Genomic DNA, 22,129 nt, shown 5'->3' on the forward strand with positions numbered 1-22,129 from the left:
GCTTGCCGAACCCTTTTTGCTTTTATAGCCCGCCCGACTCGCGGCGCGTGTTGCGCGGAGGAGTTGAAGGCGGTGTGCGGCCATTACTGGTCATGCGCGACAGCGTCTCGGTGCGAACCTGGAAAGGTGGGTATGGCAGCGTGATGCCGTGTTCACGGTAACCCGCCAGGATCAACTGGTGGATCTCATGGCGTAACGGCATGCGGTGGCCCATTTCGGCGGCGTAGATACGCAGTTCGAAGATCTGAATACCCTGTTGCAGATCGACCAGATAGGCTTCCGGTGTTGGGTTATCCAGCACCAGTGAGCAACGTTCGGCCGAGTTGATCAGGATCTTGGTCACCTCTTCCGTATTCGCCTCTGCCGGTGCCGGTACGGTCAACACCACACGGGTCAGCGTGTCGGACAGCGACCAGTTGATAAACTGCTCGGTGATAAAGGCCTTGTTAGGCACGATAATCTCTTTGCGGTCCCAGTCTGAAATGGTAGTGGCACGGGTATTGATCTTGGTAACCGTGCCCGTCAGGTTACGGATTGTCACCGTATCGCCGATGCGGATCGGTTTTTCAAACAGAATGATCAGGCCTGAAATAAAGTTGGAGAAGATCTCCTGCATACCAAAGCCCAAGCCCACGCTGAGCGCGGTGACCACCCATTGCAGTTTTGACCACTCGATACCGATCCAGGAAAAACTGAGGATCGCCCCGAACAGCAGCAACAGATACTTGGTGATGGTGGTAATGGCGTAGCCGGTGCCAGGCGTCAGATCCAGGTGCTGCAACACCGCCAACTCGAGCAACGCTGGCAGGTTACGCACCAGCTGCATGGTGACGATCAGCACCAGGATAGCGATCAGCAGCGCCCCCAAGGTGATCGGCTGAGCGATATCGATGCCATTCACCGTGGAATTGACATCCCAGAGCTTGATATTTTCCAGGAAGCCGAAGGCCGAGTGGATCTCTGACCACAGGACGATCAACGAGACCAGTGCCACCATCGTCAGGATCGAACGCACCAACCTCAGCGACTGGGCGCTGATGGCATCCAGATCGATTTCCGTTTCATCTACCTCAATCGCACCTTCGATGCTGTTAGGGGTATGTGTGGATTCTTCTTCGCCTTTGGCACGCTGCGCCAGGATATCGGCACGGCGCTGTTTGGCACGATCAAAGGCGATGCGGCGCCGTTGGATCAGCATCCAGCGGCGGATGATGTGGTAAATCACCAACAGCAGGAACCAGATGGCAACCGAGGTCTCCAGGCGTGCCAGCAGCTTCTGTGCGGTGGTCAGATAGCCGACGGTGGAAGCCAGCGCAGCAATCAGCGGTGCGGAAAGCAACAGCCCCCACAACGCGGTGTTAATCAGATTTTCACCGGAGCCTTTGTTATCCAGATACAGTGGAATACCGGCCCGCTTCAAGCTGTTGGTGACCAGCGCCAGCGCCAGACAGAGCAGAATGAAGCACAGGCGGCCAAGGGTATTGGCAAATTCGCGATCGTTGAGATTGTCGAAGGTGATCAGCGCCATAATCAACGGCACGATCAGCCAGATCGACATCTGGTAATAACGCATGGCGCGGGAAACCTGCTTCACCGGCCAGCCGAAATGCACGATGAACAACCCCTGCGGATGGGCGAAGGCGGCGCTGATCATACAGATCCACAACACTGGCAGCGTGGCGGTGACGCCCTCACCAATTGCGACAGCAACCGGATACGGCCAGGCATTCTGCAAGCCGAAGCCCAGCGCTGCCCACAAGACCGGCAGCGGCAAGGCCACCAGGATTGACCAAAATACGGTACGCAGCGTCAGCAGGAATTCATCTTGCGTGACCTTGCCTACTCTACTGCTGGCCCGTGCCAGGAACGCATGGTAATGCTTGCGCGAACTGATGCTGAAAATCACCAACAGCACCGCACCAAACAGCGGGATCAAGGTTTCCCGGCTAGTGACCATCATCACGAAAGCGCCGCTGAGCTGCGTCAGAGTATCCAGTGACAGTACACGGGTCAGATCTTGTGCCACATTGAGCGGATACGACAGGGTGATGGGGCTGACGTCTGGTACCCAGAACAGGTAACGGTGCGCTGCATCCTGAATTTCGTTCAGCGCATCGACCAACTGGGTGTTGGCCACCTTCAGCTTGGTCAGCTCAAGGATCTGGGTATCGCAGCCGGAAAGCAGCGAATTCAGTAGCTCACGCTGGGTGCGTAGCTGGGCATCGACGATACGCTGCTGGGCGCTGGTCAGGGGGCTACCGTCGTCTTGTTTAAGCTCTTTAGCTCGCTGAGGCAGGCTCTCCAGCTGGTTTTCAAAATTCAGGCGTTGAACGCGCAGATCGGCCATGGCGCTGTCCAACTGCCGGGGTTTTGGCATTTCAGGCAAGATGGCGACCTGGGCGCGCAGGGTTTCCCCCAGTGCAGTAGAGGCGCTCAACCATTGGGACTGCTCAATGATGGTGCTCAATGCCTGGCGTACCTGCAGCGTTTGTGCGGCGGCCTGGCGCTGTTGGGAAGAGATCAGATCCATCTGTTGCGCCTGATCGTTCAGCGCAGCAGAAAGTTCACGGTTGATTTGCAGCTGCTTGCGCAGGCTGGCGGGTAAATCGCCATTCTGTTCGGCCAATTGCTCGGTTTTTTCCAGCGCCCGTTCCGCTTCCCGTTGGCGTTGGCTGTTGAGGTTGTTACGCAGCGCCTGTAACTGGACATCAATTTTTTCATGCCGCGTTTTGTAGACATCGGCACGCATCCGCGCCAGTTCCTGGCGGTTATTGGCCGAGAGTTGAGCCAGATCCAGCTCATCCACTTTCGCTTTACGTGCCGCCGCTTCTGCCTGTAACAGAGCAAGCTGCGCCAGTGCCAACGGTGTGGTTTGGTTATTGCCCTGAGCCTGTAGGCGGCGCTGAACTTCCGTTAATGCGCGCCGAGCTTCGGTTTGTTGCTGTGGCAGCTGGCTGAGAGAGTCGCTGATCTCGCGTGTCCGGTCCTGCTCCTGTTGCAACAGGCGGGCCTGTTCCAGCAGTTGGCTGCTGGTTTGCAGGATTAACTGTTCCAGATCGCTGGCGGGCAGGTTTTCACCGTTGGGCAGGATTTTGGTTTCTTCGAGGGTAAGCTGGCGGCGCAGTTCCTGCGTCATCTTCGGGAAATCGTCGATCACCCGCTGATACTGCTGGGAATTGTTCTGCGACTCTTTGCGTTCGGTGAGCCAGTTGATGGCGCTTTGCAGCGCCTCAACCGTTTCCGCCTGATTAGGCGCGTTTTTATTGCCCTCGGCCAGCTTCAGTTCTTGCCGTAACTGGGACTCGTTGGGGATCGCGGCGGCGAGAGCCGGCTGGATCAGTAGCAGGCTGAGCAATAAAGCGATAATCAGGCGCACAGCATCAATTCCCTTCGAAGGTGGCTTCTGGCGCGGCTGCGGCTTCAGCAAAAGCCTGGCCCATCCGGGTTACGGTGCCGTTGTTCAGGTGCGGTGCGAACTGTACGCTGCCAGGCGTGAACAGGTTGATGACCGTGGAACCGAGTTTGAAGCGGCCCATCTCTTCACCTTTGACCAGTTGGATCGCGCCTTCCATGCCTTCGGCTGGATAGGTCCAGCGGCGGATGATGCCTTCGCGGGGGGGCGTTACGGTACCGGCCCAGACGGTTTCGATGCTGCCCACAATAGTCGCGCCGACCAGGATCTGCACCATCGGCCCAAAGGCGGTATCGAATACGCAGATCACACGCTCATTGCGCGCAAACAGATTCGGCACGTTGGCGGCAGTTAGCGGATTGACCGAGAACAGATCGCCCGGCACGTAGATCATTTCGCGCAGTACGCCGTCACATGGCATATGGACACGGTGATAGTCGCTTGGGGCCAAATAGGTGGTGGCGAACAGGCCGTTACGGAAAGGCTCCGCCAACAGATAGTTACCGGCCAGTAGGGCTTCCAGCGTGTAATTATGGCCTTTGGCCTGGAAAATCTGATCGTCGCGGATTGCACCGAGCTGGCTGATGGCACCATCTGCTGGCAGTGCCAGCACGTGAGGCTCCTCTACGATCGGGCGTGCGCCATCACGTAATGGACGAACGAAGAATTCATTGAACGTGGCATAGGAGGCTAAATCCGGGTTCTGTGCTTCCTGCATCTGCACGCGGTAATAGCGGGCAAACGCTTTTACCACCAGCTTAGTCAGCCAACCGGCCTTTTTATCTGCGCCCCAGCCCGCCAGGCGGGTTAACGCCAGCTTTGGCAGCCAATACTGTAATTTAATCTTGATGCTATCCAGCACATTAACCTCTTGAAAGGGGATATAAGGGCGAAGGTGGCGATTAGCGCAACCCCCGCACTGTGGATCAGTTATCTGCGTCCGGGAAGTTTTTGCGGGTTTTAACCTGCGCCATGCTTTCCAGGATGCGGTGATAGTTGTCGAAACGCTCTTTGGCTATCGCGCCACTTTCCATCGCGGCGCGAATGGCGCAGCCCGGATCGGTGTCGTGGCGGCAGTCACGGAATTTACAACCGCCCAAATAGTCGCGGAATTCGACATAGGCCTGGGTGACCTGCTCTGGCTCCAGATGCCACAGACCAAATTCACGCACGCCGGGGGAGTCAATAACATCACCGCCATGTTGGAAGTGATACAACCTCGCCGCCGTGGTGGTATGTTGCCCCAGGCCGGAGACATCGGAAACCTGATTTACCAGAATTTGCTTTTCCGTCTGCGGCAGCAGGGCGTTCAACAGGCTGGATTTGCCCACGCCGGACTGCCCGGCAAAGATACTGATGCGGTCGACCAGCGCCTGCTCAAAGGCTTCCATCCCTTCGCGGGTCTGGCTGGACACTTCGAGAACGCGGTAGCCAATATGGCGATAGATGTCCATCATCCCGTCGACCACCTTACGCGCTGCGGCGTCCAGCAGGTCGATTTTGTTGAGCACGATCAGCGGCTCGACTTGCAGCGTTTCGCAGGCGACCAGGTAGCGATCGATCATGTTGAGAGAAAGTTCGGGCAAAATGGCCGACACGATGACGATCTGATCGATATTGGCGGCGATAGGTTTAACGCCGTCGTAGAAATCAGGGCGGTTCAGCACCGAGGTGCGTTCATGCACCGCTTCTACGATGCCTTTGACCCCCGCATGAGTGCCTACGCCAGGGCGCCAGACCACGCGATCGCCGGTAACCAGCGAACGTAGGGTGCGGCGAATGTTGCAGCGATGCTGGACGCCGTCTGCGGCTTCCACGTCGGCATGCATGCCAAAGCGGCTGATGACGATCCCGTCTTGCGGTTCGCCCAATTGGGAATCATCCAGCTCCGGCTTGTTGTCAGTACGCTTCAGGCGACGCTGATGGTTGGCCTGTACGCGGCGTTCTTGACCTTTGGACAGTTTGTTCTTACTCACTGAGCCTCACTTGAATCGGCATTTATCGCTCGGGGCGAGCAAAAAGGCTATGATACACGCTATTTTATATTAAATAACCGTTCTTGACCGCCACGCACGCTGGCATTAGCCGCGGGTTTGCCCGTGGTTTGTTTATCTTTCGGCTTTTACGCAGGAAAAATCATGACAGGAAACGAAAACAACCTGATTTGGATCGATCTGGAGATGACCGGGTTGGACCCTGAACGCGATCGTATTATCGAGATCGCGACATTGGTGACCGATGCCAATTTGAATATCCTTGCCGAAGGACCGGTGATCGCGGTGCATCAATCAGATGAGCAACTGGCGCGAATGGATGACTGGAATGTGCGTACGCATACCGGCAGTGGGCTGGTGGAGCGCGTTAAAGCCAGCAAGCATGACGATCGTGCCGCCGAGCTGGCGACTATCGCTTTCCTGCAAGCGTGGGTGCCAGCAGGTAAATCACCTATCTGTGGCAACAGCGTTGGTCAGGATCGCCGTTTCCTGTTCCGCTATATGCCGCTGTTGGAGGCCTACTTCCATTACCGTTATCTGGATGTCAGCACCCTGAAAGAGCTGGCACGCCGCTGGAAACCGGAAATCCTGCCAGGCTTCAAGAAGCAGGGTACCCATCAGGCGTTGGATGATATCCGCGAATCCGTTGCGGAACTGGCGTACTACCGCGAGCATTTTATTCAGCTGTAGCCGGGAGCAGGTTCATAAAAGGGGGCGGAGGAGTAATCCTCGCCCCCTTTTCTATTGCGCGGTTAATCATTTTTCCTATCGTTTGGCCGTAGCCACATATCCAGAAAGGCGCTTAACCAGGCAATACCCTCACGGTCATACCTTTGCCCGTTGAGTTGCTGTTCGGCCAGGGACTGTGCCCCTGGCTGGCTTAATTTATGTTCGGCAGCCCTACCCCAGCGTTGCATGGTCTGGTAGCTGACCTCGGGGTGGAATTGTACGCCATATGCCTGCCTGCCGTAACGTATGGCCTGATGACAAAATTGCTCACCTGTTGCAAGAAGCTCCATGCCTTCGACAGTGTCGAATCCCTCGCTATGCCATTGATAAACATGTGTCGGCCAAACACCTAGCTTTCGACCTGGCCGGGTTGGGTAAATGGGCCAGTAACCAATCTCGACTCGTCCATCGTCTCTGGCCATCACCCGACCCCCGAGATGACGAACCATCATCTGTGCGCCAAGGCAAATGCCTAAAAAAGGAACGTCTTCACGCAGGGGGACTCCTATCCATTCAATTTCGCGCTTAACCCAGTCTGTATTGTCATTTGCACTCATGGGGCCACCAAAGACGATCGCACCGCTGTGCTTGGCGAGTGTATCGGGTAACGGATCATCGAGCGGTGGGCGGCGAATATCAAGGGAATAGCCCCGTTGCAGCAGCAACTGACCAACACGCCCGGGAGCGGATTGCTCCCGGTGTAAAACGATGAGTACTGGCAAAGATGCCGGTTTAGCGATTGTTTTCATATCATTATCTTTTTGGGGAAACCTTACAGACGAATGCGCTGCCCACGTAAATCATCGTAGGGAACCATCACATGCTCGCGATAGGCTGGGCGGCTTTGTAACCGTTGATACCAAGCCTCCACGGCAGGGAGCGGCGGGCGTTCGATATCCAACGAAAAATAGCGATACAAGGTGGCCCCGGTGGGAATATCAGCCAGGCCAAAACTGTCCCCGCTTAAAAAAGGTTGTCGGCTTAGTATTGTCTCCAGCACCTGGAAATGACGAGAACAGCGGGCCACCTTGTCATGGAGAGTTGGCCAGTCCCGTTCGGCCTCAGGGGTGCGGATCAGCCCCCAAAAAACCCCCATCATCAGATCCGGTTCCAAGGTGGTTTGGCACCAGTCCATCCAGCATTCCACATGGGCCCGTTTTCGCGGGTCATCAAGCCAAAAATGACTACCGGCAGCAAGGAAGCGCAGGATGGTGTGAGATTCCCAGACAACCTGCCGATCCAGGTCGATCACCGGGATATGGCGGGTTGGATTAATGACGGCAAACTCCTCTGTGTCACAATCGCCAAATTGCCCACCAAAAGGAATAAGGTGATATTGCAGGCCTAATTCACCGATAAACCACATCACTTTCTGCACATTAAATGAGTTTTTACGCCCCCAAACGCTTAGCATGGCAACTCCCTCTGTGAGCCAATGGATGCGGTGGTCAACCGGGTGAAACCGTCGTTGAGATCCGCGATCAAATCTTCGGGATCTTCAAGCCCAATATGCAAACGAATGCCTGAACTCCCTGCGGCCCAGCGTGCCGCTGCGCTTGGTTTATCGAGTGCAAATGGGATTGCCAGGCTTTCGAAACCGCCCCAGGAATAGCCAAGGCCAAACAGCCTGAGCCCGTTTAAGAAGGCGGCAATCGCCTGTGCCGGGAAAGGACGTAGTACTATTGAGAACAGGCCCGATGCACCTTTAAAGTCACGCTGCCAAATGGGATGGCCTGGGCAGTCTTCCAGGGCCGGATACAGCACCGCCTGGACTTCTTCCCGCCCGGTTAACCAGCGTGCGATAGCCAGCGCGTTACGTTGATGCTCACGCAGCCGAACGCCAAGCGTTCTTAAGCCACGCAGTGCCAGATAAATATCATCAGGGCCGACACATAGCCCCAGATCGCCGTGCAACTGCTTTAGTTTTGGCCAGAGCCGTGCCGTTGCGGATACGGTACCGAGCATGGCATCGGAATGCCCTGCCAAGTATTTGGTGCCCGCTTGAATGGAGAGATCGACGCCGTGCTCATGGGGTTTGAAAAAGAATGGGGTGGCCCAGCTGTTATCCATGATGACGGTAATTCCACGCTGGTGCGCAATACGGGCAATAGCGGCAACGTCTTGTAGCTCAAAGGTGTTGGAGTTGGGGCTTTCAATGTAGATGGCACGGGTACGCCGAGTGATTAATGCCGCTATGCCGCTGCCTATGGTGGGCTGGTAGTAATAAGTCTTGATCTCCAGACGGCGTAGCAGGGTATCGCAGGCATGACGCACCGGTGCATAGCTACCCCGGGTCATTAATAGGTGGTCACCGGGTTTCAGGCAGGTGAGTAACGCCAGATTACAGGCCGTAAGGCCGGAGGGGCATAATACCACCCCTGCGCCCCCTTCCAGTTGGTTCAAGGCTTGTTCCAGGGCTTCAGAAGTGGGGGTGCCACGCCGCCCGTAAATATACGGCTGGGTTCGGTTGAGTAAATCCTGCACCGTTGGGCTCAACACGGTAGAACCGTGGTAGACCGGTGGGTTTACAAAGCCGTGGTACTCACTGGATTTACGCCCCGTATGAGTCAGCAAGGTGTTACAGCCTACGGTTAGGGATGAGGAGAGGACCTCGTCGTGTGAGTGATTTATGGCCATAACAGGTTACGCTCCCAACGTTGATCGTCGCCGTCACGACGATATCGCAGGCGGGTAAAGTGGCGATTACTATCGGCTTGCCAAAATTCGACTTCTCTGGGGGCCAGTGCAAACAGAACCCAGTGTGGAGAGATAAGGCCAGGTTCGGCGCTAAGCCGATACAGTTGTCCCTGTATGGCTGTCTCCAAGTCCCTTGGGGACTCGAGTATTTCACTTTGCCGTGCTGCCAGAATAGCGGCACGAGAGCGTTCTGGGCGGCGTGAAAAATCGGCAATGCTGGCTTCCGCAGACAGGGGGACGACAGGGCCACGCAGACGGATTTGTTGGGCTAACTCAGGCCAGTAACAGGTGAGTGCAGCATAGGGGTGATGATCGAGCTGTTGGCCTTTAGGGCTGCGCATATTGATGGCGAAGTGCCAACCCTGCGTGGTGACATCCAGCAGCACGACGGCGCGCGCATCGGGCATGTTTTCACGATCGACGGTGGATAAGGTCATCACGTGGGGTTCCATCACCTGCAAGGCAATGGCCTGATCCAGCCATTGTTCAAACAGTTCCTGGGGTGTGCCGGGAGCGACTGCGGTATCGAACGGTGTGGGGGCATAACCGGAAAACACCTGCAACTGAGCCAGCTTGGTTTTCATATCTATTAGCATGCCATTACTCCCTGTGAAATTGAGCGGCGAATGTAAGAAGCCGCTGTGCGGCAAGATAGTCGGGCACTTCGGTGAGGAAGCCGTTCACCACGGCGGCGGCAACGCGCTTGCCATTTGCTGCCTGGCATGCGGTTTCGAACGTGGAGATAATCTGCCTGGCCTGTGCAATTTCCTGAGCCGAAGGGGTTAACGTTTGATTCACCAGCCCCACAAATTGCTCATTAACAATGGCTTTGGCCCGATACCCCATGCTGCGGGACTGGCGCATATCGCGTTGTGCACCTTCGTTATCCGAATAGCTGTAGGGGCAATCAATCGGTGTAATGCCCATTGCCGTACATTCGACCAAAAAGCGCTGGCGTATGTAGCTTAATTCGCTGCCGGCCCGGGTTCTTTCCGCACCGATATCGGCCACCATATCTTCAGTGCCGACCAGAATGGCGCGAATACGCGAACTTGCCTGTGCAATGGCGCAGGTATTGATGAGCCCGCGAGCGGATTCGATATTGGGGACCAATTCTGTCGAACCAGGCTCAATGTCGTAGCGTATTTCAAAGTGATGAACCGCTTTATCCAACTCTGCAACCTGTTGTGGCGTGGAAACCAAGGACATCATGATGATGTCTGGGCGTGCGGACATCACACTATCAAGGTCTTCTAGCCCCCCGTCATCAAGCGGGTTGATGCGTACTGACGTCAGTGAACCCGCGGCGTGCCAGATGGGCAGGATCTCTTTGGTCAAGTGCCTGGCTTGTGGTCTTAGTGCTGGGGGGGTAAAAGTCTCCAGTTCCTGTATCAGGACATCAGCCCCACTCTCTGCCCCTTGTCGCAAGGCATCGCGATCGGCCCCAGCTAAAAATAGCCATGAACGACGTGGGTTTGACGGTGTTATGGGTGCGGATAATGGCATTAACGATCCCCTGTGTTAAAAGGCTGTATCAAGCGATGAGTATTGGAGCCGTTATAACGAGTCCTGGAAATTCATTACTCGTTGTTTCATGTCATCAGGTACTGGGACCGATTTATTAATCAGGTAATCAAAACAGACATGCGTAGAGGCACCTTGCGCAATCAGTGTCTTGTCGCCATGCTGGTTTTTATGGATTTCATAATGCATTTCAAAACTTTTGCTGCCGAAATTGATCACGCGGCAGCTGACCTCTAAATTATCGCCTAATATAGCCGGCGCAATATATTCACAAGAGGTTTTCACCATGATTTGCGGTAACTTTTCGCTGTAAGGGATCGCTAAAAGGGTGTGCATATATTTTACATAGGCATGCTGAATATATTCGTAATAAACCGGGCTGCTGACATGCCCCATTGAATCAGTGTCACGGTATTTGACTTCCAGCGCAATGATGAAGGCTTGCTTTTCCATAAGTATTCTCCAACGTTATGACGAAAATAGGGAGTTAAATTATCGAGTTGGGTCAATGCGCTGCTTATAAATCGGCAGGCGATTAATCTGATTGAAAATATTCTTTTTATGCATTTCTTCTGTTCCTCCCACGCTGCAAAAACCGAGCGCATCGCGAACAAAGTCGGCTATTGGCCCTTGCTGATAGCCGATACTGCCGTACAGTTTGAGCAAGCTGGTGGCATTATTGACCAAATCATTGGCACCCATAATTTTTGCCATGGAACTGACCATCAATAATTCCTGTTCCGTATGCTCATTGAGCAAGTGACTTAACGCCCCATAAGCCAGCCAGCGGCTGCGCTCGATCCCGAGCTGTATTTCGACGATGCGTTGCTGAACGTACTGGTGCCGATCGATGGTGCTGCCAAAGCTTGCCCGACTGTGGATGTAAGACAAGGCGTCCTTCATAAAGCAGGTGGGAATAAGCGCGGCGACCAAGCCGTAATATATTCTGCCTAGTGATATGATTTGTATTAAGTTTTTATGGCCATCGCCCGGTTTGCCAAGCAGTTGTTCAGGGGGGATACGCACATTTGCAAAACGTATGCTGCCGGTAGGCAAATCTGCCAGCCCTAATTTATTGTCTGGTGTTTGGTAGGTAACCCCTGTGGTTTCGCGATCGACGAGTGCCAAAGCGATACCACCCTGATTTTCCGTATTGGCCAGGCGAGTGACAACCAAGGTAAATTGAGTGATAGGAGCGTGAGCAATATTGTATTTTTCGCCTGTCAGCAGATAACCTTGTTCATCTTCAATGAGCATGGTTTTAATGTTACGCGTATCGGTTCCTGTCTCTGGCTCGGCTATGGCGGTTGCACTTAACTCTCCCCGTAGGATGGCAGGGAAATACCGTTCACGCTGCATGTCATTACCGTACAGCGTTAATGCGCGTACCATGCCCGCTTGAGCAATAATCGATAACAATAAACCGGGTTTCCGGATGGATGACGCGACCCCTTCAAGCGCCGTGGTGAAATGCCACCATCCTAACCCGTTACCCCCATATTCCGATGGCACGATATACTGCCAAAGCCCTTCCTGTAAAAGCCGTTGCCATCCTTCGGTATTAAATTCACCGAGGGAGTTGTTTTCCTGATGGGCTAATGAGGTACCCACAGCATAATATTTTGCTCGAATTTCTCTTTGCTCTTCCGTCCAGTCGAATTGCATTTTGAACCCCTCCATGTCTCTCGCTATGATCCTTTGATGTCACCATAACAAACGTATTTTTTCATCAATGAAAAAACTGATAATCTTTCGGCTTGGCTTTTCTGGTTTAGCGTTACTGGTTATATTTAAACAATAAAAAGGAAGCCAGATAATGATTTTGGCACTAAAAATAATGAATTTTGGCCATATTAGCGAATCACTGTGTCGCCCTATTTCGACGCTGTTGGGAGATTCAGCGAGACTGACACCCGACAGCGCCGAAAAATGCGCTAACGGTTATCAGCACTCATCAACTTTTCACCTAATGTCAGCGCCTCTTCCAGGGTTGCCGCTGTTGCCAGCGGGGTGCCGAAAAACTTCATCATTTCTTTGGCATGAGCCATTTGTTGTTCACGCTCTTTAGCAACAGGTTCGACGCTAATCAGGGCGCGGCAGATGCTGCCAAACTTTTCCTTGTTCGCTTTGAACCAGCGCATACGGCATTTGCGATCGTCATTGCTTTCTTCTTTAGGGCGATTGGGGGGGAAAACGATCACGAAGGGGAGAGCTTGAGCGATCAGGCTATTGAGTTCCTCTTCCCACCGTTTGGTGTAACCAGGCACGATGGCCTGGTTACGCATGATCACCAAAGGGAATTGTCGAATGTCGTAGACGGTAAAGCGTTGTGAACTCAGTGTCATGGTGATTCCTCTGTCTATTAAGGTGAATGGGATGATGACTATGCTTTGGCTTTAGGCACAAAAGGCGGTTTGGCAAACCAAACCAGCACGATGGCTAACAGAAATACGCCAGCCAGCGCATAAGAAATATCATTGAAGGCGATCTGTGTGGCCTGCTCGGAGAGCAGGCTATTCAGCCGTTTATAGCCTAGCTGCGCCTGGCCCTGCCCTAAAGTCGCGACCGCCTGGTGAGTGTCTTGATCGTAGGCCGTCAGGGACTCGCCTAATTGGGCGTGATGGGAAATCGCACGGCGATCCCACATCAGGGTGGTGATGGAGACCGCCAGGCTGGCACCCAGCGTACGCATAAAAGTGGCCAGCCCTGAGCCAGCCGCGATCTCGTCTGGCTTGAGGTCGGAGAGCAGGATGGCGTTGATCGGCATGATAAACAGGGCCAGCCCCAACCCCTGTAACAGTTGGATCAGCGCGATATGCTGGAAATCAATCTCAATGACAAAGCCTGAGCGCAGGTAAGAGGCCGTAGCTAGCAGGATGAAAGCCCCGCACACCAGCCAGCGCATGTTGAAACGCGGCGCATATTTGCCCATAAAGGGCATCAGTAGCAGCGGCAAGATCCCCATGGGAGCGACAGCCAACCCCGCCCAGATGGGGGTGTAGCCCAAGGTGCGCTGTAGCCAAAGTGGCATGATGACGTTGGTAGCGTAAAACGCGGAATAGGCACCGATCAGCGCAAGCGTACCCACCCGGAAATTGCGATGACGAAATAGCTGCAAATTGACGATCGGCTGTGAGTCGGTCAGTTCCCAGATCACAAAAAACAGTAAGCTGACCACGGCAACGATAGCCAGCACGACGATCTGGGTAGAGTTGAACCAATCCTCTTCGTTGCCTTTATCCAGCAAGATCTGGAGTGCTCCAACCCCCAGGATCAACGCGACTAGGCCAACTCGATCCACCTTGGCACGCTGGGTGCTCTCGGGGCGACCATGCATTTGGCTGGCAACCAGCGTGCAGGCAAAAATGCCGACGGGAATATTGATCAGGAAGGTCCAGCGCCAGGAGTAATAATCGGTGATCCACCCGCCGAGCAAAGGGCCTGCAACCGGAGCGACCACGGTGACCATGGCGATCATCGACAGCGCATAACCCCGTTTTTCCGGCGGATAAATCGACAACATCAGCGCTTGGGTCGTCGGGATCAGTGGCCCGGCCACCGCTCCTTGTAACACGCGACAGAGAATTAACATTTCCATATTGATGGCCATTCCGCACGCTAATGAAGCGGCAGTGAACAATCCCATTGACCAGAGAAACAGCCGCAGTTGGCCAATACGACGTACCAGAAAACCGGTGAGTGGCAAGGCAATCGCGTTGCTGGCGGCAAAACTGGTGATCACCCAGGCGCTCTGGCTACTGCTGGCTCCCAGATTACCGGCGATGGTCGGCAAGGACACGTTGGCGATAGTGCCATCAAGCACGTACATAAATACCGCCAGAGCCAGGCCAAAGGTGGTCCAGTTGACGCTGGGCGGACGGAAATCCTGGGCAGGGATAGAGGAGCTCATATGTCCCCTCCGTTGGCCTTAACGATCTGTTCGATCAAGGCGTCTGATTGACTCAGTTGATCAAGATAGACATCTGTCGCCAGCAAGGGCTCTGGCGAGCGTTGAGCTAATAACGCACCGCTGCGGTCATGCACATCCACATTGACCTGCATGGACAAGCCAATGCGTAGCGGGTGGCTAATGAGTTGCTCGGGCTGAGTGAGGGAGATCCGTACCGGTACACGCTGAACGATCTTGATCCAATTCCCCGTTGCATTTTGTGCTGGCAGCAGCGCGAATGCGGCACCGGTTCCAATACCCAGGTTCTGAACTTGGCCGTTATAGCGTATGGTTTTGCCATAGACATCGGCATAGATCTCTACTGGCTGATCGATGCGAATATCACGCAGTTGAGCTTCAGTGAAATTAGCCTCGACCCAGACTTTATCCAGCGGCACGACGGCCATCAGCGCTTCGCCTGGCTGTACCCGCTGTCCCAACTGCACCTTGCGTTTGGCGACATACCCTGTGACCGGGGAGACGATGGTGGTGCGTGAGCGATCGAGGTAAGCGACACGCAATGCCGCTATCGCTGCCAGTACTTCTGGGTGCGAAGTCAGGCTGGTGTTATCAACTAATGAGAGAGTTTGCTGGTACTGTTGCTCGATAGCGTCCAGCGCGCTCTGTGCCTCCAGAAAAGCGTTGTTGGCATGGGCTAACTCCTCTTTGGAGATGGCATGAGAAAGGGTGAGTGCGCGGCGTCGTTGGTAATCGGCGCGTGCTTTGTCCAGCGTGGCCTGGCGGACAGCGATTTCGGCCTTGGCACCGCTGACCGCACTATACAAACCACGTACTTTGCGCACCACGTTGGCCAGATGGGCCTTGGCATTGTCCAGTGCCAGTTGGCTGTCACCAGGATCGAGCACAACCAGCGTATCGCCAGCGAACACCAATTCACCATCATCGGCGTTGATGGACACCACGGTGCCATGAAACTGTGGCGTGACCTGTACGACATCACCCTCAACATAGGCGTTATCGGTGCTGGCATACCAGCGGCCATACATGCCATACCATCCCCCCCAGAGAATAGCGGCAAGCAGACAGGCTGCCCCCAGTAAATACAGCAGCCAAGGGCGTTTACTTTTGGCAGGGGTGGGGGAAGGGGTCTTAACGTCATTCATTAGGGGCCTCTGGTTGGTCAATGAGCGGAGAATGTATGAATAATGGACAATTGACGAAAAGTTGGGTAACGTTATTTAGGCTAAAAACAATGAGAAACAATCATGACGGTAGCGGTGCTTGCCAACCATCCCTCCGACCTCAGTGAACGAGCCGATGGCCCTTCACTCATCGCTATGTGGGGTGAAGACGATCCGGGGCTTGAGTTTTGTCTGGGGACGCGCGAATACGATTGGCACCATCATTTGCGGGGGCAGTTGTTCTGCGTGGAGAACGGCTTGTTGCATGTTCGCACCAGGCAGGGATCCTGGCTGTTACCCCCGAACCGCGCTGGCTGGATACCCTCACACGAGCCGCACAAGGTCAGCATCAGCGGCGTCATGAGCGGCTGGACGGTGCTGATTACGCCTGATGCGAGCAAAGACTTGCCCGACCAACCCTGCGTGATTGGCATCAGTGAGTTGATGAATGCGCTAGTACGCCGTGCGGTGTCTTGGTCGTTTGAAGAGACTTTGCAGGTTGAACAGGAGCGGATGATTGCGGTGTTGTTGGATGAAATCCGGCGTTCGCCCCATCAGCCGCTGCATTTGAGAATGCCTACCGACCGGCGCTTGTTACGGATCACCAATGCGATCCTCGCCGAGCCTGATAACACCAGAACCTTGCAAGCCTGGGCGGCTTGGGGAGGGCTTTCCCCCAGCACCCTATCGCGATTGTTTATGGCCGAGACGGGCAACAGCTTTGCACAATGGCGTCAACAGGCAAGGTTGTCTCACGCGTTGGAAATGTTGGCTAATGGTATGCCTGTGAGCAGTATTGCGGATGCCTTGGGGTACGCGACCCCCAGCAACTTTATTGCGATGTTTAGACGGTGTTTCGGCGATTCTCCCGCCCATTATTTCTCCAAGCGCAAGTCGCTGTGATTCGGACCATTGGTTGTTCACCGTGATGAGAGATCAAATCCTGACCTTGGTTGCCCGCAAAGCAGGTTTTTACCTATCCTGGCATGAAAATTCACCATTTCGGTGCTTAAAGCAGCAATCAGACAAAATTCGCGTTTTTTTGCTTTCAGGGGCTTGCGGCGAAAAGGATTTCTCGTATAATGCGCACCCCGTACCGATGAAGAATTTCGTTTCATTCACCATCGTTACGCCGGGCGGGAATAGCTCAGTTGGTAGAGCACGACCTTGCCAAGGTCGGGGTCGCGAGTTCGAGTCTCGTTTCCCGCTCCAACTTCAAAAATGCTGCTGATGTAGCATGATGAAGAAAAAGTAGTTAAAGTAACACCCATGCGACGCGGGAATAGCTCAGTTGGTAGAGCACGACCTTGCCAAGGTCGGGGTCGCGAGTTCGAGTCTCGTTTCCCGCTCCAAAAATTTCAAAGGCCATGTTGTTCATTGTTGGCCGGATGCTTCAAGCATATCAATGCGGGAATAGCTCAGTTGGTAGAGCACGACCTTGCCAAGGTCGGGGTCGCGAGTTCGAGTCTCGTTTCCCGCTCCAAATTTATCTCCAGTTTAGATTCAATCCTACGCCGCTTCTGGTGTGACTTTCTTTCAGTTATACATACTCAGAAAATAGGTTGTGAACAGAGTTATCCACAGATCCTGTACATAATACCTTCTGTGCAAAAATGCAACGCCTCACAAATGAAATTTATATCTTATTGATAATAATCAATATTTATTTCTTATAAAACGTTATCTCGATCACTTGCTCTTTTTGTGACGCTTGAAAGACAACGCATTTTTATTTTTATGCACAAATCCACAGGGAGAGTCTGAGGGTTTTCTAGGCATCCCTCGGTAATCCTTTCTCGACCGCCCGAATTAAACGTTTTTTCTGCATCGTCTGCACCTCAACCGCCAGGGCTTCACGGCGTGCAAGCTGTTGAGCCAGTGCCCAACTGATATGCTCGTCCAGCATCGGATCCTGACCCTGCCGGGTCTGCAAGCTGATAACGATCTGATCCAGATAAGGGGCGTTGCCGAGTGCTACCGCGATATTGCGTAACCAGCGCAAATGGCCGATACGTCGGATGGCAGAGCCTTCGGTGATACGGAGAAACTTCTCCTCATTCCAGCCAAACAGCTCGATCAGTTGCGGGGCATGCAGCGCAGCGCGAGGGCTGAAATCGTCTTCATCCGTCAACTGCGAGAAGCGGTTCCACGGGCAAATGAGCTGGCAATCGTCGCAGCCGTAGATTCTATTGCCCATCAGAGGGCGGAATTCTTCTGGAATAGCACCTTCCAGCTCGATGGTCAGATAGGAGATGCAGCGCCGGGCATCGACGGTGTAAGGGGCAACTATCGCACCGGTGGGGCAAGTGGTGATGCAGGCGACACAGCGGCCACACTGCTCTTCCTGCGGCTTATCCACCGGCAGGGGCAGATCGATTAACAACTCGCCCAGGAAAAACCAGGAACCGGCGTCGCGGTTGAGGATCAGTGAGTGTTTACCAACCCAGCCGATGCCGGCTTTTGAGGCCAAGGCTCGCTCCATGATGGGGGCCGAGTCCACAAAGGGCCGGAAATTCAGTTCACCGCAGTAAGCCTGGATTTGATCGCCGAGTTTTTTTAGCCGCTGGCGCAGTAGCTTGTGATAATCACGCCCCAGCGCATAACGGCTAACGTAGCCCAGCTGCGGGTTTTTTAACGTACTGGCGAACGCGGCTTTCGCGGGGAGATAGTTCATGCGCACGCTGATCACCCGCAGTGTGCCGGGCAATAATTCATGTGGCCGCGCGCGCATCATGCCGTGACGTGCCATCCACTCCATCTCGCCGTGGTATTGCTTATCCAGCCACGCCTGCAATCGGGGTTCTTCCGCGCTGAGATCGGTATCGCAGATCCCCACCTGCTGGAATCCTAGCGATTGCCCCCATTGCTTGATATGTTGGGCTAGTTGATCGAGATCGAGGGGGTGTGTCATGACGGGCCATAGTGAGAAACAATACTGTTCCAGTTTACCACACTCTGTTTGGTCTGCAGACTGGATCCGCCAGGCAGAACCTGCTGCTGCCGCAACGCTGGGTCTCTCCTTGTATTCGTTAATGGAGCGTGCCGGTGCGGCGGCTTACCAGCTGGCGTGCGACCGGTATCCGGCCAGCAGGCATTGGCTGGTGCTGTGTGGGCATGGCAATAACGGTGGCGATGGTTACGTGGTTGCTCGTCTGGCCCGTGCGGCGGGTATCAAGGTGACGCTGATTGCCTGCGAAGGCGTTCGTCCATTGCCACCAGAGGCTGCCAACGCCCGGCAAGCCTGGTTGGCAAGTGGCGGAGAAGTCCTGCCCGCGACCAGCCGTTGGCCAGAGGCTGTCGATCTCATCATTGATGGTTTATTAGGCACCGGATTGGGGGCGGCCCCCAGAGCGCCCTATGATGCCCTGATCGAAGCGGCCAACCGAGCCGAGGCGCCAGTGGTTGCTCTGGATATCCCTTCTGGCCTGCTGGCTGAAAGCGGAGCCGTGCCGGGAGTCTCGATCCGTGCGGCCCTTACGCTGACTTTTATTGCACTCAAACCAGGGTTGCTGACCGGGCAGGCGCGTGATTGGGTGGGGCAACTGCATTACAGTACGCTAGGATTAGCGGATTGGCTGGCAACACAGTCCCTGCAAATCGAGCGTCTTACGGCTGACGATTTGGGTAGATGGCTGAAGCCTCGCCGCCCTTGTTCTCATAAAGGGGAGCATGGTCGTTTACTGCTGGTGGGGGGCGATCACGGTTTTGGCGGAGCCATCCGCATGGCAGCAGAAGCCGCACTGCGTACTGGGGCAGGGCTAGTGCGAGTGCTTACTCACAGTGAGAACATTGGGCCGCTGCTGACCGCCCGGCCTGAGTTGATGGTGCAACGCCTGAGTAATGATATCCTGCAACAGGCGCTGGACTGGGCCGATGTGGTCGTGATTGGCCCGGGGCTTGGCCAGGGCGATTGGGGCCGCAACGCGTTGCAACAGCTGCAAGCCAGTGATAAACCAACATTATGGGACGCTGATGCGCTTAACTTACTGGCATTACACCCCGAGAAGCGTCAGAATCGTATTATTACCCCGCATCCTGGTGAAGCCGCGCGATTATTGAGCTGCCGCACCGCTGATATTGAGAGTGATCGCTTACTTGCAACCCGCAGGTTGGTCGCGCAATACGGCGGCGTTGTGGTGCTGAAAGGCGCAGGTACCTTGATCGCCGATGAGCATGGACAGGTGGCGATCGCCGACGTTGGCAATGCTGGCATGGCATCCGGTGGCATGGGAGATGTGCTGTCGGGTATCATTGGCGGTTTGCTGGCGCAAAAGCTACCGCTGTATGATGCTGCCTGCGCGGGCTGCGTAGTGCACGGCGCAGCGGCAGATCAGGTTGCTGCAAAACAAGGAACAAGGGGATTACTGGCCACCGATCTGCTGGCGGTGATCCCTTATTACGTTAACCCTGAGTTGGCAAAATAGACATTATCGAATGAAAGAACTCGTTTTACCGCTGCCGGATGAGGCAGCCACAGTCGCACTGGGGGCCGTCTTGGCCCAGGCATGCGATCGTGCCAGCGTGATTTATCTTTATGGGGATTTGGGTGCCGGTAAAACCACCTTCAGCCGCGGCTTTCTGCAGGCGTTAGGCCATCAGGGCAATGTGAAAAGCCCAACCTATACGCTGGTGGAACCTTATGCGCTGCAACCGCTGGCGGTCTATCACTTTGATCTTTATCGCTTGGCCGATCCGGAAGAACTCGAATTTATGGGTATCCGCGACTATTTTGCCCAGGACTCGATTTGCCTGGTGGAGTGGCCGCAGCAGGGTACCGGCGTGCTGCCCGATCCCGATCTGGAACTGCATCTCAGTTACCAAGACGAAGGGCGTCAGGCGAAGCTCCAGGCGGTTTCCGCCTATGGCGAACAATTATTAGAAAGTATCCAGAGGCAACAAGGATGACGCAGCAATGATGTATGGGTTAAGAAGATTTGCTGTAATTGCCTTGCTTGCGCTGCTGGGGCCGTTTGGTGCCTGGGCGGCATCGTCCCTCTCCGACGTCAAAGTGACCAATGCTCAGCGTGAAGCCACGGTGTCAGTGAGCTTTACTGGCCCTCCGGAGTATACCTTCGCCACGTTACATGGCCCGGATCGGGTGGTGCTGGACGTTACCCAAACTGGCAAGGTGGGCGGCCTACCGTTGAACTTCAGCGGCCAGAACCTGGTAAAAAGAATTCGTTCCAGTCAGCCGAAAAATGCGCAAAGCGTACGCTTGGTGTTTGATTTAACCCAACGTGCCAAAACCCGTGTAGCGACGCGTCAAGAGGGTAACAGTTACATCGTCGTCTTCACCATCACCTCAGAAGCCAGGACGGCGACTAACACCGTTCGTAAGGCACCAGTTCCTGTGCCTGTGCCGGTGGTGAGTGAGCCAGTGCGTAAGGCGCCGGTCACGTCAAGTAGCGCCAATCCATTTACTCCGAAGTCGGCTGCGGTATCAGGCACAGCAACCAGCATTACCCCACGTAGCAGCCGGGTGTCCGCCGGTTCTGGCGATCGGGTGGTGGTGGCGATCGACGCCGGCCATGGTGGACAGGATCCTGGCGCTATCGGGCCAAACGGTCTGAAAGAGAAAAACGTCACCATTGCTATCGCGCATCGTCTGCGTGCGTTGTTGGATGCCGATCCGATGTTCAAAGCGGTGATGACGCGTAACGGGGATTACTTTATTTCGGTGATGGGCCGTTCTGATGTGGCGCGCAAGCAGGGGGCCAACGTGTTGGTGTCCATCCACGCGGATGCCGCGCCGAATCGTAGCGCCAAAGGGGCTTCGGTTTGGGTATTGTCCAATCGCCGGGCTAACAGCGAGATGGCCGGTTGGTTGGAACAGCACGAGAAACAGTCCGAACTGCTGGGCGGTGCGGGCGATCTGTTGGCCAATAGCCAGGCCGACCCTTATCTGAGTCAGGCGGTGCTGGATCTGCAGTTCGGTCATTCGCAGCGCGTCGGTTATGACGTAGCCGTCAAGGTATTACAGCAGTTACAGGTCGTAGGTTCATTGCACAAACGCCGTCCGGAACACGCCAGCCTGGGAGTGCTGCGTTCACCGGATATTCCATCTTTACTGGTGGAAACCGGGTTTATCAGTAATAGCACGGAGGAGCGACTGCTGGGCAGTAGCGCATATCAGGATAAAATTGCACGGGCGATCCACAACGGCCTGCGCAGTTATTTCCTGGCGCATCCGCTACAAGCCGACCCAAAGGTGGAAAACCGCCCGCTGGACGTCGCAGCGGCGGTTAACTCCACGACAGACGATCTCAGACAGCCTGAGCCGGTGACCAGCCCGGCCAGAAGCAGCGCCAGCGTAGGAAAAACGCAGATCCATGTGGTGAAGCGGGCGGAAACGCTTTCCGGCATTGCCGATAGTTATGGCACCAGCATGGCGGCGCTACGTGAGCTGAACAAACTGAAAAAAGATGGCGTCTGGGTTGGCCAGCGTCTGAAGGTCCCTGCCGGGAAAACGGCGGCAGCACCGGCTCAGGCCAAGGCCAAGGCAAAAAGCGCTAAACCGAGCAAACATAAGGTGACTCGCGGTGATACGCTGTCATCCATCGCCGCGAAATATGGCGTCAGCGTCAGCGAGCTTAAACGGGTTAACAAATTAAAGTCGGATGTTGCGCCGCTGGATCGGACGCTGATCATTCCGTAGGCCTGATGCCAACAACAGAGGGAGCCC

19 protein-coding genes and 3 tRNA genes are annotated in these 22,129 nt (G+C 54.9%); 8 read left to right on the forward strand and 14 right to left on the reverse strand.

Annotated elements, in window-relative coordinates; translation table 11 throughout:
- Positions 1–22 precede the first annotated feature (22 nt).
- From mscM to rsgA, 3 genes are all read right to left on the reverse strand, one after another.
- Positions 23–3,376: a miniconductance mechanosensitive channel MscM gene (mscM, locus tag KGP16_RS02220; protein ID WP_021807573.1), complete on the reverse strand. Its 3,354-nt coding sequence runs from the start codon at positions 3,374–3,376 to the stop codon at positions 23–25.
- Between the two features lie 4 nt (positions 3,377–3,380).
- On the reverse strand, positions 3,381–4,274 hold the full coding sequence (gene asd, locus KGP16_RS02225; protein WP_021807572.1) for an archaetidylserine decarboxylase: 894 nt from the start codon (positions 4,272–4,274) through the stop codon (positions 3,381–3,383).
- A 64-nt stretch (positions 4,275–4,338) separates the two neighbouring features.
- Entirely contained in the window at positions 4,339–5,388 is a 1,050-nt protein-coding gene (gene rsgA, locus KGP16_RS02230; RefSeq protein WP_021182110.1) for a small ribosomal subunit biogenesis GTPase RsgA, read from the reverse strand.
- A gap of 162 nt (positions 5,389–5,550) precedes the next feature.
- Here rsgA and orn point away from each other — a divergent pair, with 162 nt between their 5' ends.
- Positions 5,551–6,096 (forward strand): oligoribonuclease, encoded by a 546-nt coding sequence (gene orn, locus KGP16_RS02235; protein WP_021182111.1) that lies wholly within the window; start codon positions 5,551–5,553, stop codon positions 6,094–6,096.
- A 62-nt stretch (positions 6,097–6,158) separates the two neighbouring features.
- Here orn and KGP16_RS02240 read toward each other — a convergent pair whose 3' ends face one another.
- The 10 genes from KGP16_RS02240 to KGP16_RS02285 all read right to left on the reverse strand — a co-directional run bounded on the left by KGP16_RS02240 (position 6,159) and on the right by KGP16_RS02285 (position 15,429).
- Entirely contained in the window at positions 6,159–6,884 is a 726-nt protein-coding gene (locus tag KGP16_RS02240) for a glutamine amidotransferase (protein WP_094982815.1), read from the reverse strand.
- Positions 6,885–6,907: 23 nt separating this feature from the next.
- Positions 6,908–7,549, reverse strand: a complete 642-nt coding sequence (locus KGP16_RS02245; protein WP_094982814.1) for a glutathione binding-like protein — start codon at positions 7,547–7,549, stop codon at positions 6,908–6,910.
- Positions 7,543–8,772 carry a cystathionine beta-lyase gene (gene metC, locus KGP16_RS02250; protein ID WP_051363762.1) on the reverse strand — a complete coding sequence of 410 codons (1,230 nt, stop codon included), beginning with the start codon at positions 8,770–8,772 and terminating at the stop codon, positions 7,543–7,545. Before metC ends, KGP16_RS02245 begins: the two co-directional genes overlap by 7 nt.
- Complete coding sequence (locus tag KGP16_RS02255) at positions 8,763–9,428, reverse strand: pyridoxal 5'-phosphate synthase (RefSeq protein ID WP_223500762.1); 666 nt, start codon at positions 9,426–9,428, stop codon at positions 8,763–8,765. Before KGP16_RS02255 ends, metC begins: the two co-directional genes overlap by 10 nt.
- A gap of 4 nt (positions 9,429–9,432) precedes the next feature.
- Positions 9,433–10,338 (reverse strand): CoA ester lyase, encoded by a 906-nt coding sequence (locus KGP16_RS02260; protein WP_037376538.1) that lies wholly within the window; start codon positions 10,336–10,338, stop codon positions 9,433–9,435.
- Between the two features lie 51 nt (positions 10,339–10,389).
- Positions 10,390–10,809, reverse strand: a complete 420-nt coding sequence (locus tag KGP16_RS02265) for a thioesterase family protein (protein ID WP_021807566.1) — start codon at positions 10,807–10,809, stop codon at positions 10,390–10,392.
- A 39-nt stretch (positions 10,810–10,848) separates the two neighbouring features.
- Complete coding sequence (locus tag KGP16_RS02270; RefSeq protein ID WP_021807565.1) at positions 10,849–12,021, reverse strand: acyl-CoA dehydrogenase family protein; 1,173 nt, start codon at positions 12,019–12,021, stop codon at positions 10,849–10,851.
- 269 nt (positions 12,022–12,290) lie between these two features.
- Positions 12,291–12,701 (reverse strand): hypothetical protein, encoded by a 411-nt coding sequence (locus KGP16_RS02275; RefSeq protein WP_223500763.1) that lies wholly within the window; start codon positions 12,699–12,701, stop codon positions 12,291–12,293.
- 38 nt (positions 12,702–12,739) lie between these two features.
- Positions 12,740–14,266, reverse strand: coding sequence for a DHA2 family efflux MFS transporter permease subunit (locus KGP16_RS02280; protein WP_223500764.1), 1,527 nt, complete (start codon positions 14,264–14,266; stop codon positions 12,740–12,742).
- Complete coding sequence (locus tag KGP16_RS02285) at positions 14,263–15,429, reverse strand: efflux RND transporter periplasmic adaptor subunit (RefSeq protein ID WP_223500765.1); 1,167 nt, start codon at positions 15,427–15,429, stop codon at positions 14,263–14,265. The genes KGP16_RS02280 and KGP16_RS02285 overlap by 4 nt, the downstream gene beginning before the upstream one ends.
- A 102-nt stretch (positions 15,430–15,531) precedes the next feature.
- Between KGP16_RS02285 and KGP16_RS02290 the strand changes: the two genes are divergently transcribed.
- The 4 genes from KGP16_RS02290 to KGP16_RS02305 all read left to right on the forward strand — a co-directional run bounded on the left by KGP16_RS02290 (position 15,532) and on the right by KGP16_RS02305 (position 16,930).
- Positions 15,532–16,350 (forward strand): helix-turn-helix domain-containing protein, encoded by an 819-nt coding sequence (locus tag KGP16_RS02290; protein ID WP_021807562.1) that lies wholly within the window; start codon positions 15,532–15,534, stop codon positions 16,348–16,350.
- Between the two features lie 233 nt (positions 16,351–16,583).
- Positions 16,584–16,659: transfer RNA gene (locus KGP16_RS02295), tRNA-Gly, on the forward strand.
- A gap of 64 nt (positions 16,660–16,723) precedes the next feature.
- A tRNA-Gly gene (locus KGP16_RS02300) sits at positions 16,724–16,799 on the forward strand.
- 55 nt (positions 16,800–16,854) lie between these two features.
- Positions 16,855–16,930, forward strand: a tRNA-Gly gene (locus KGP16_RS02305).
- Between the two features lie 288 nt (positions 16,931–17,218).
- On the opposite strand, the gene queG is transcribed toward KGP16_RS02305, so the two are convergent.
- The gene (gene queG, locus KGP16_RS02310; RefSeq protein WP_059199518.1) at positions 17,219–18,358 is read right to left on the reverse strand and encodes a tRNA epoxyqueuosine(34) reductase QueG; all 1,140 of its coding nucleotides are present in this window, start codon (positions 18,356–18,358) and stop codon (positions 17,219–17,221) included.
- Here queG and nnr point away from each other — a divergent pair.
- From nnr to amiB, 3 genes are read left to right on the forward strand one after another with little or no spacing between them, the layout of a single operon-like run.
- Positions 18,357–19,871 (forward strand): bifunctional ADP-dependent NAD(P)H-hydrate dehydratase/NAD(P)H-hydrate epimerase, encoded by a 1,515-nt coding sequence (nnr, locus tag KGP16_RS02315; protein ID WP_223500766.1) that lies wholly within the window; start codon positions 18,357–18,359, stop codon positions 19,869–19,871. The genes queG and nnr overlap by 2 nt on opposite strands.
- Positions 19,872–19,881: 10 nt before the next feature.
- Entirely contained in the window at positions 19,882–20,352 is a 471-nt protein-coding gene (tsaE, locus tag KGP16_RS02320; RefSeq protein WP_021178997.1) for a tRNA (adenosine(37)-N6)-threonylcarbamoyltransferase complex ATPase subunit type 1 TsaE, read from the forward strand.
- Positions 20,353–20,359: 7 nt separating this feature from the next.
- Positions 20,360–22,102, forward strand: a complete 1,743-nt coding sequence (gene amiB / locus KGP16_RS02325) for an N-acetylmuramoyl-L-alanine amidase AmiB (protein WP_021807558.1) — start codon at positions 20,360–20,362, stop codon at positions 22,100–22,102.
- Positions 22,103–22,129: the final 27 nt, after the last annotated feature.

Source organism: Serratia sp. JSRIV006 (assembly GCF_019968685.1).
Classification (GTDB): Bacteria; Pseudomonadota; Gammaproteobacteria; order Enterobacterales; family Enterobacteriaceae; genus Chania; species Chania fonticola_B.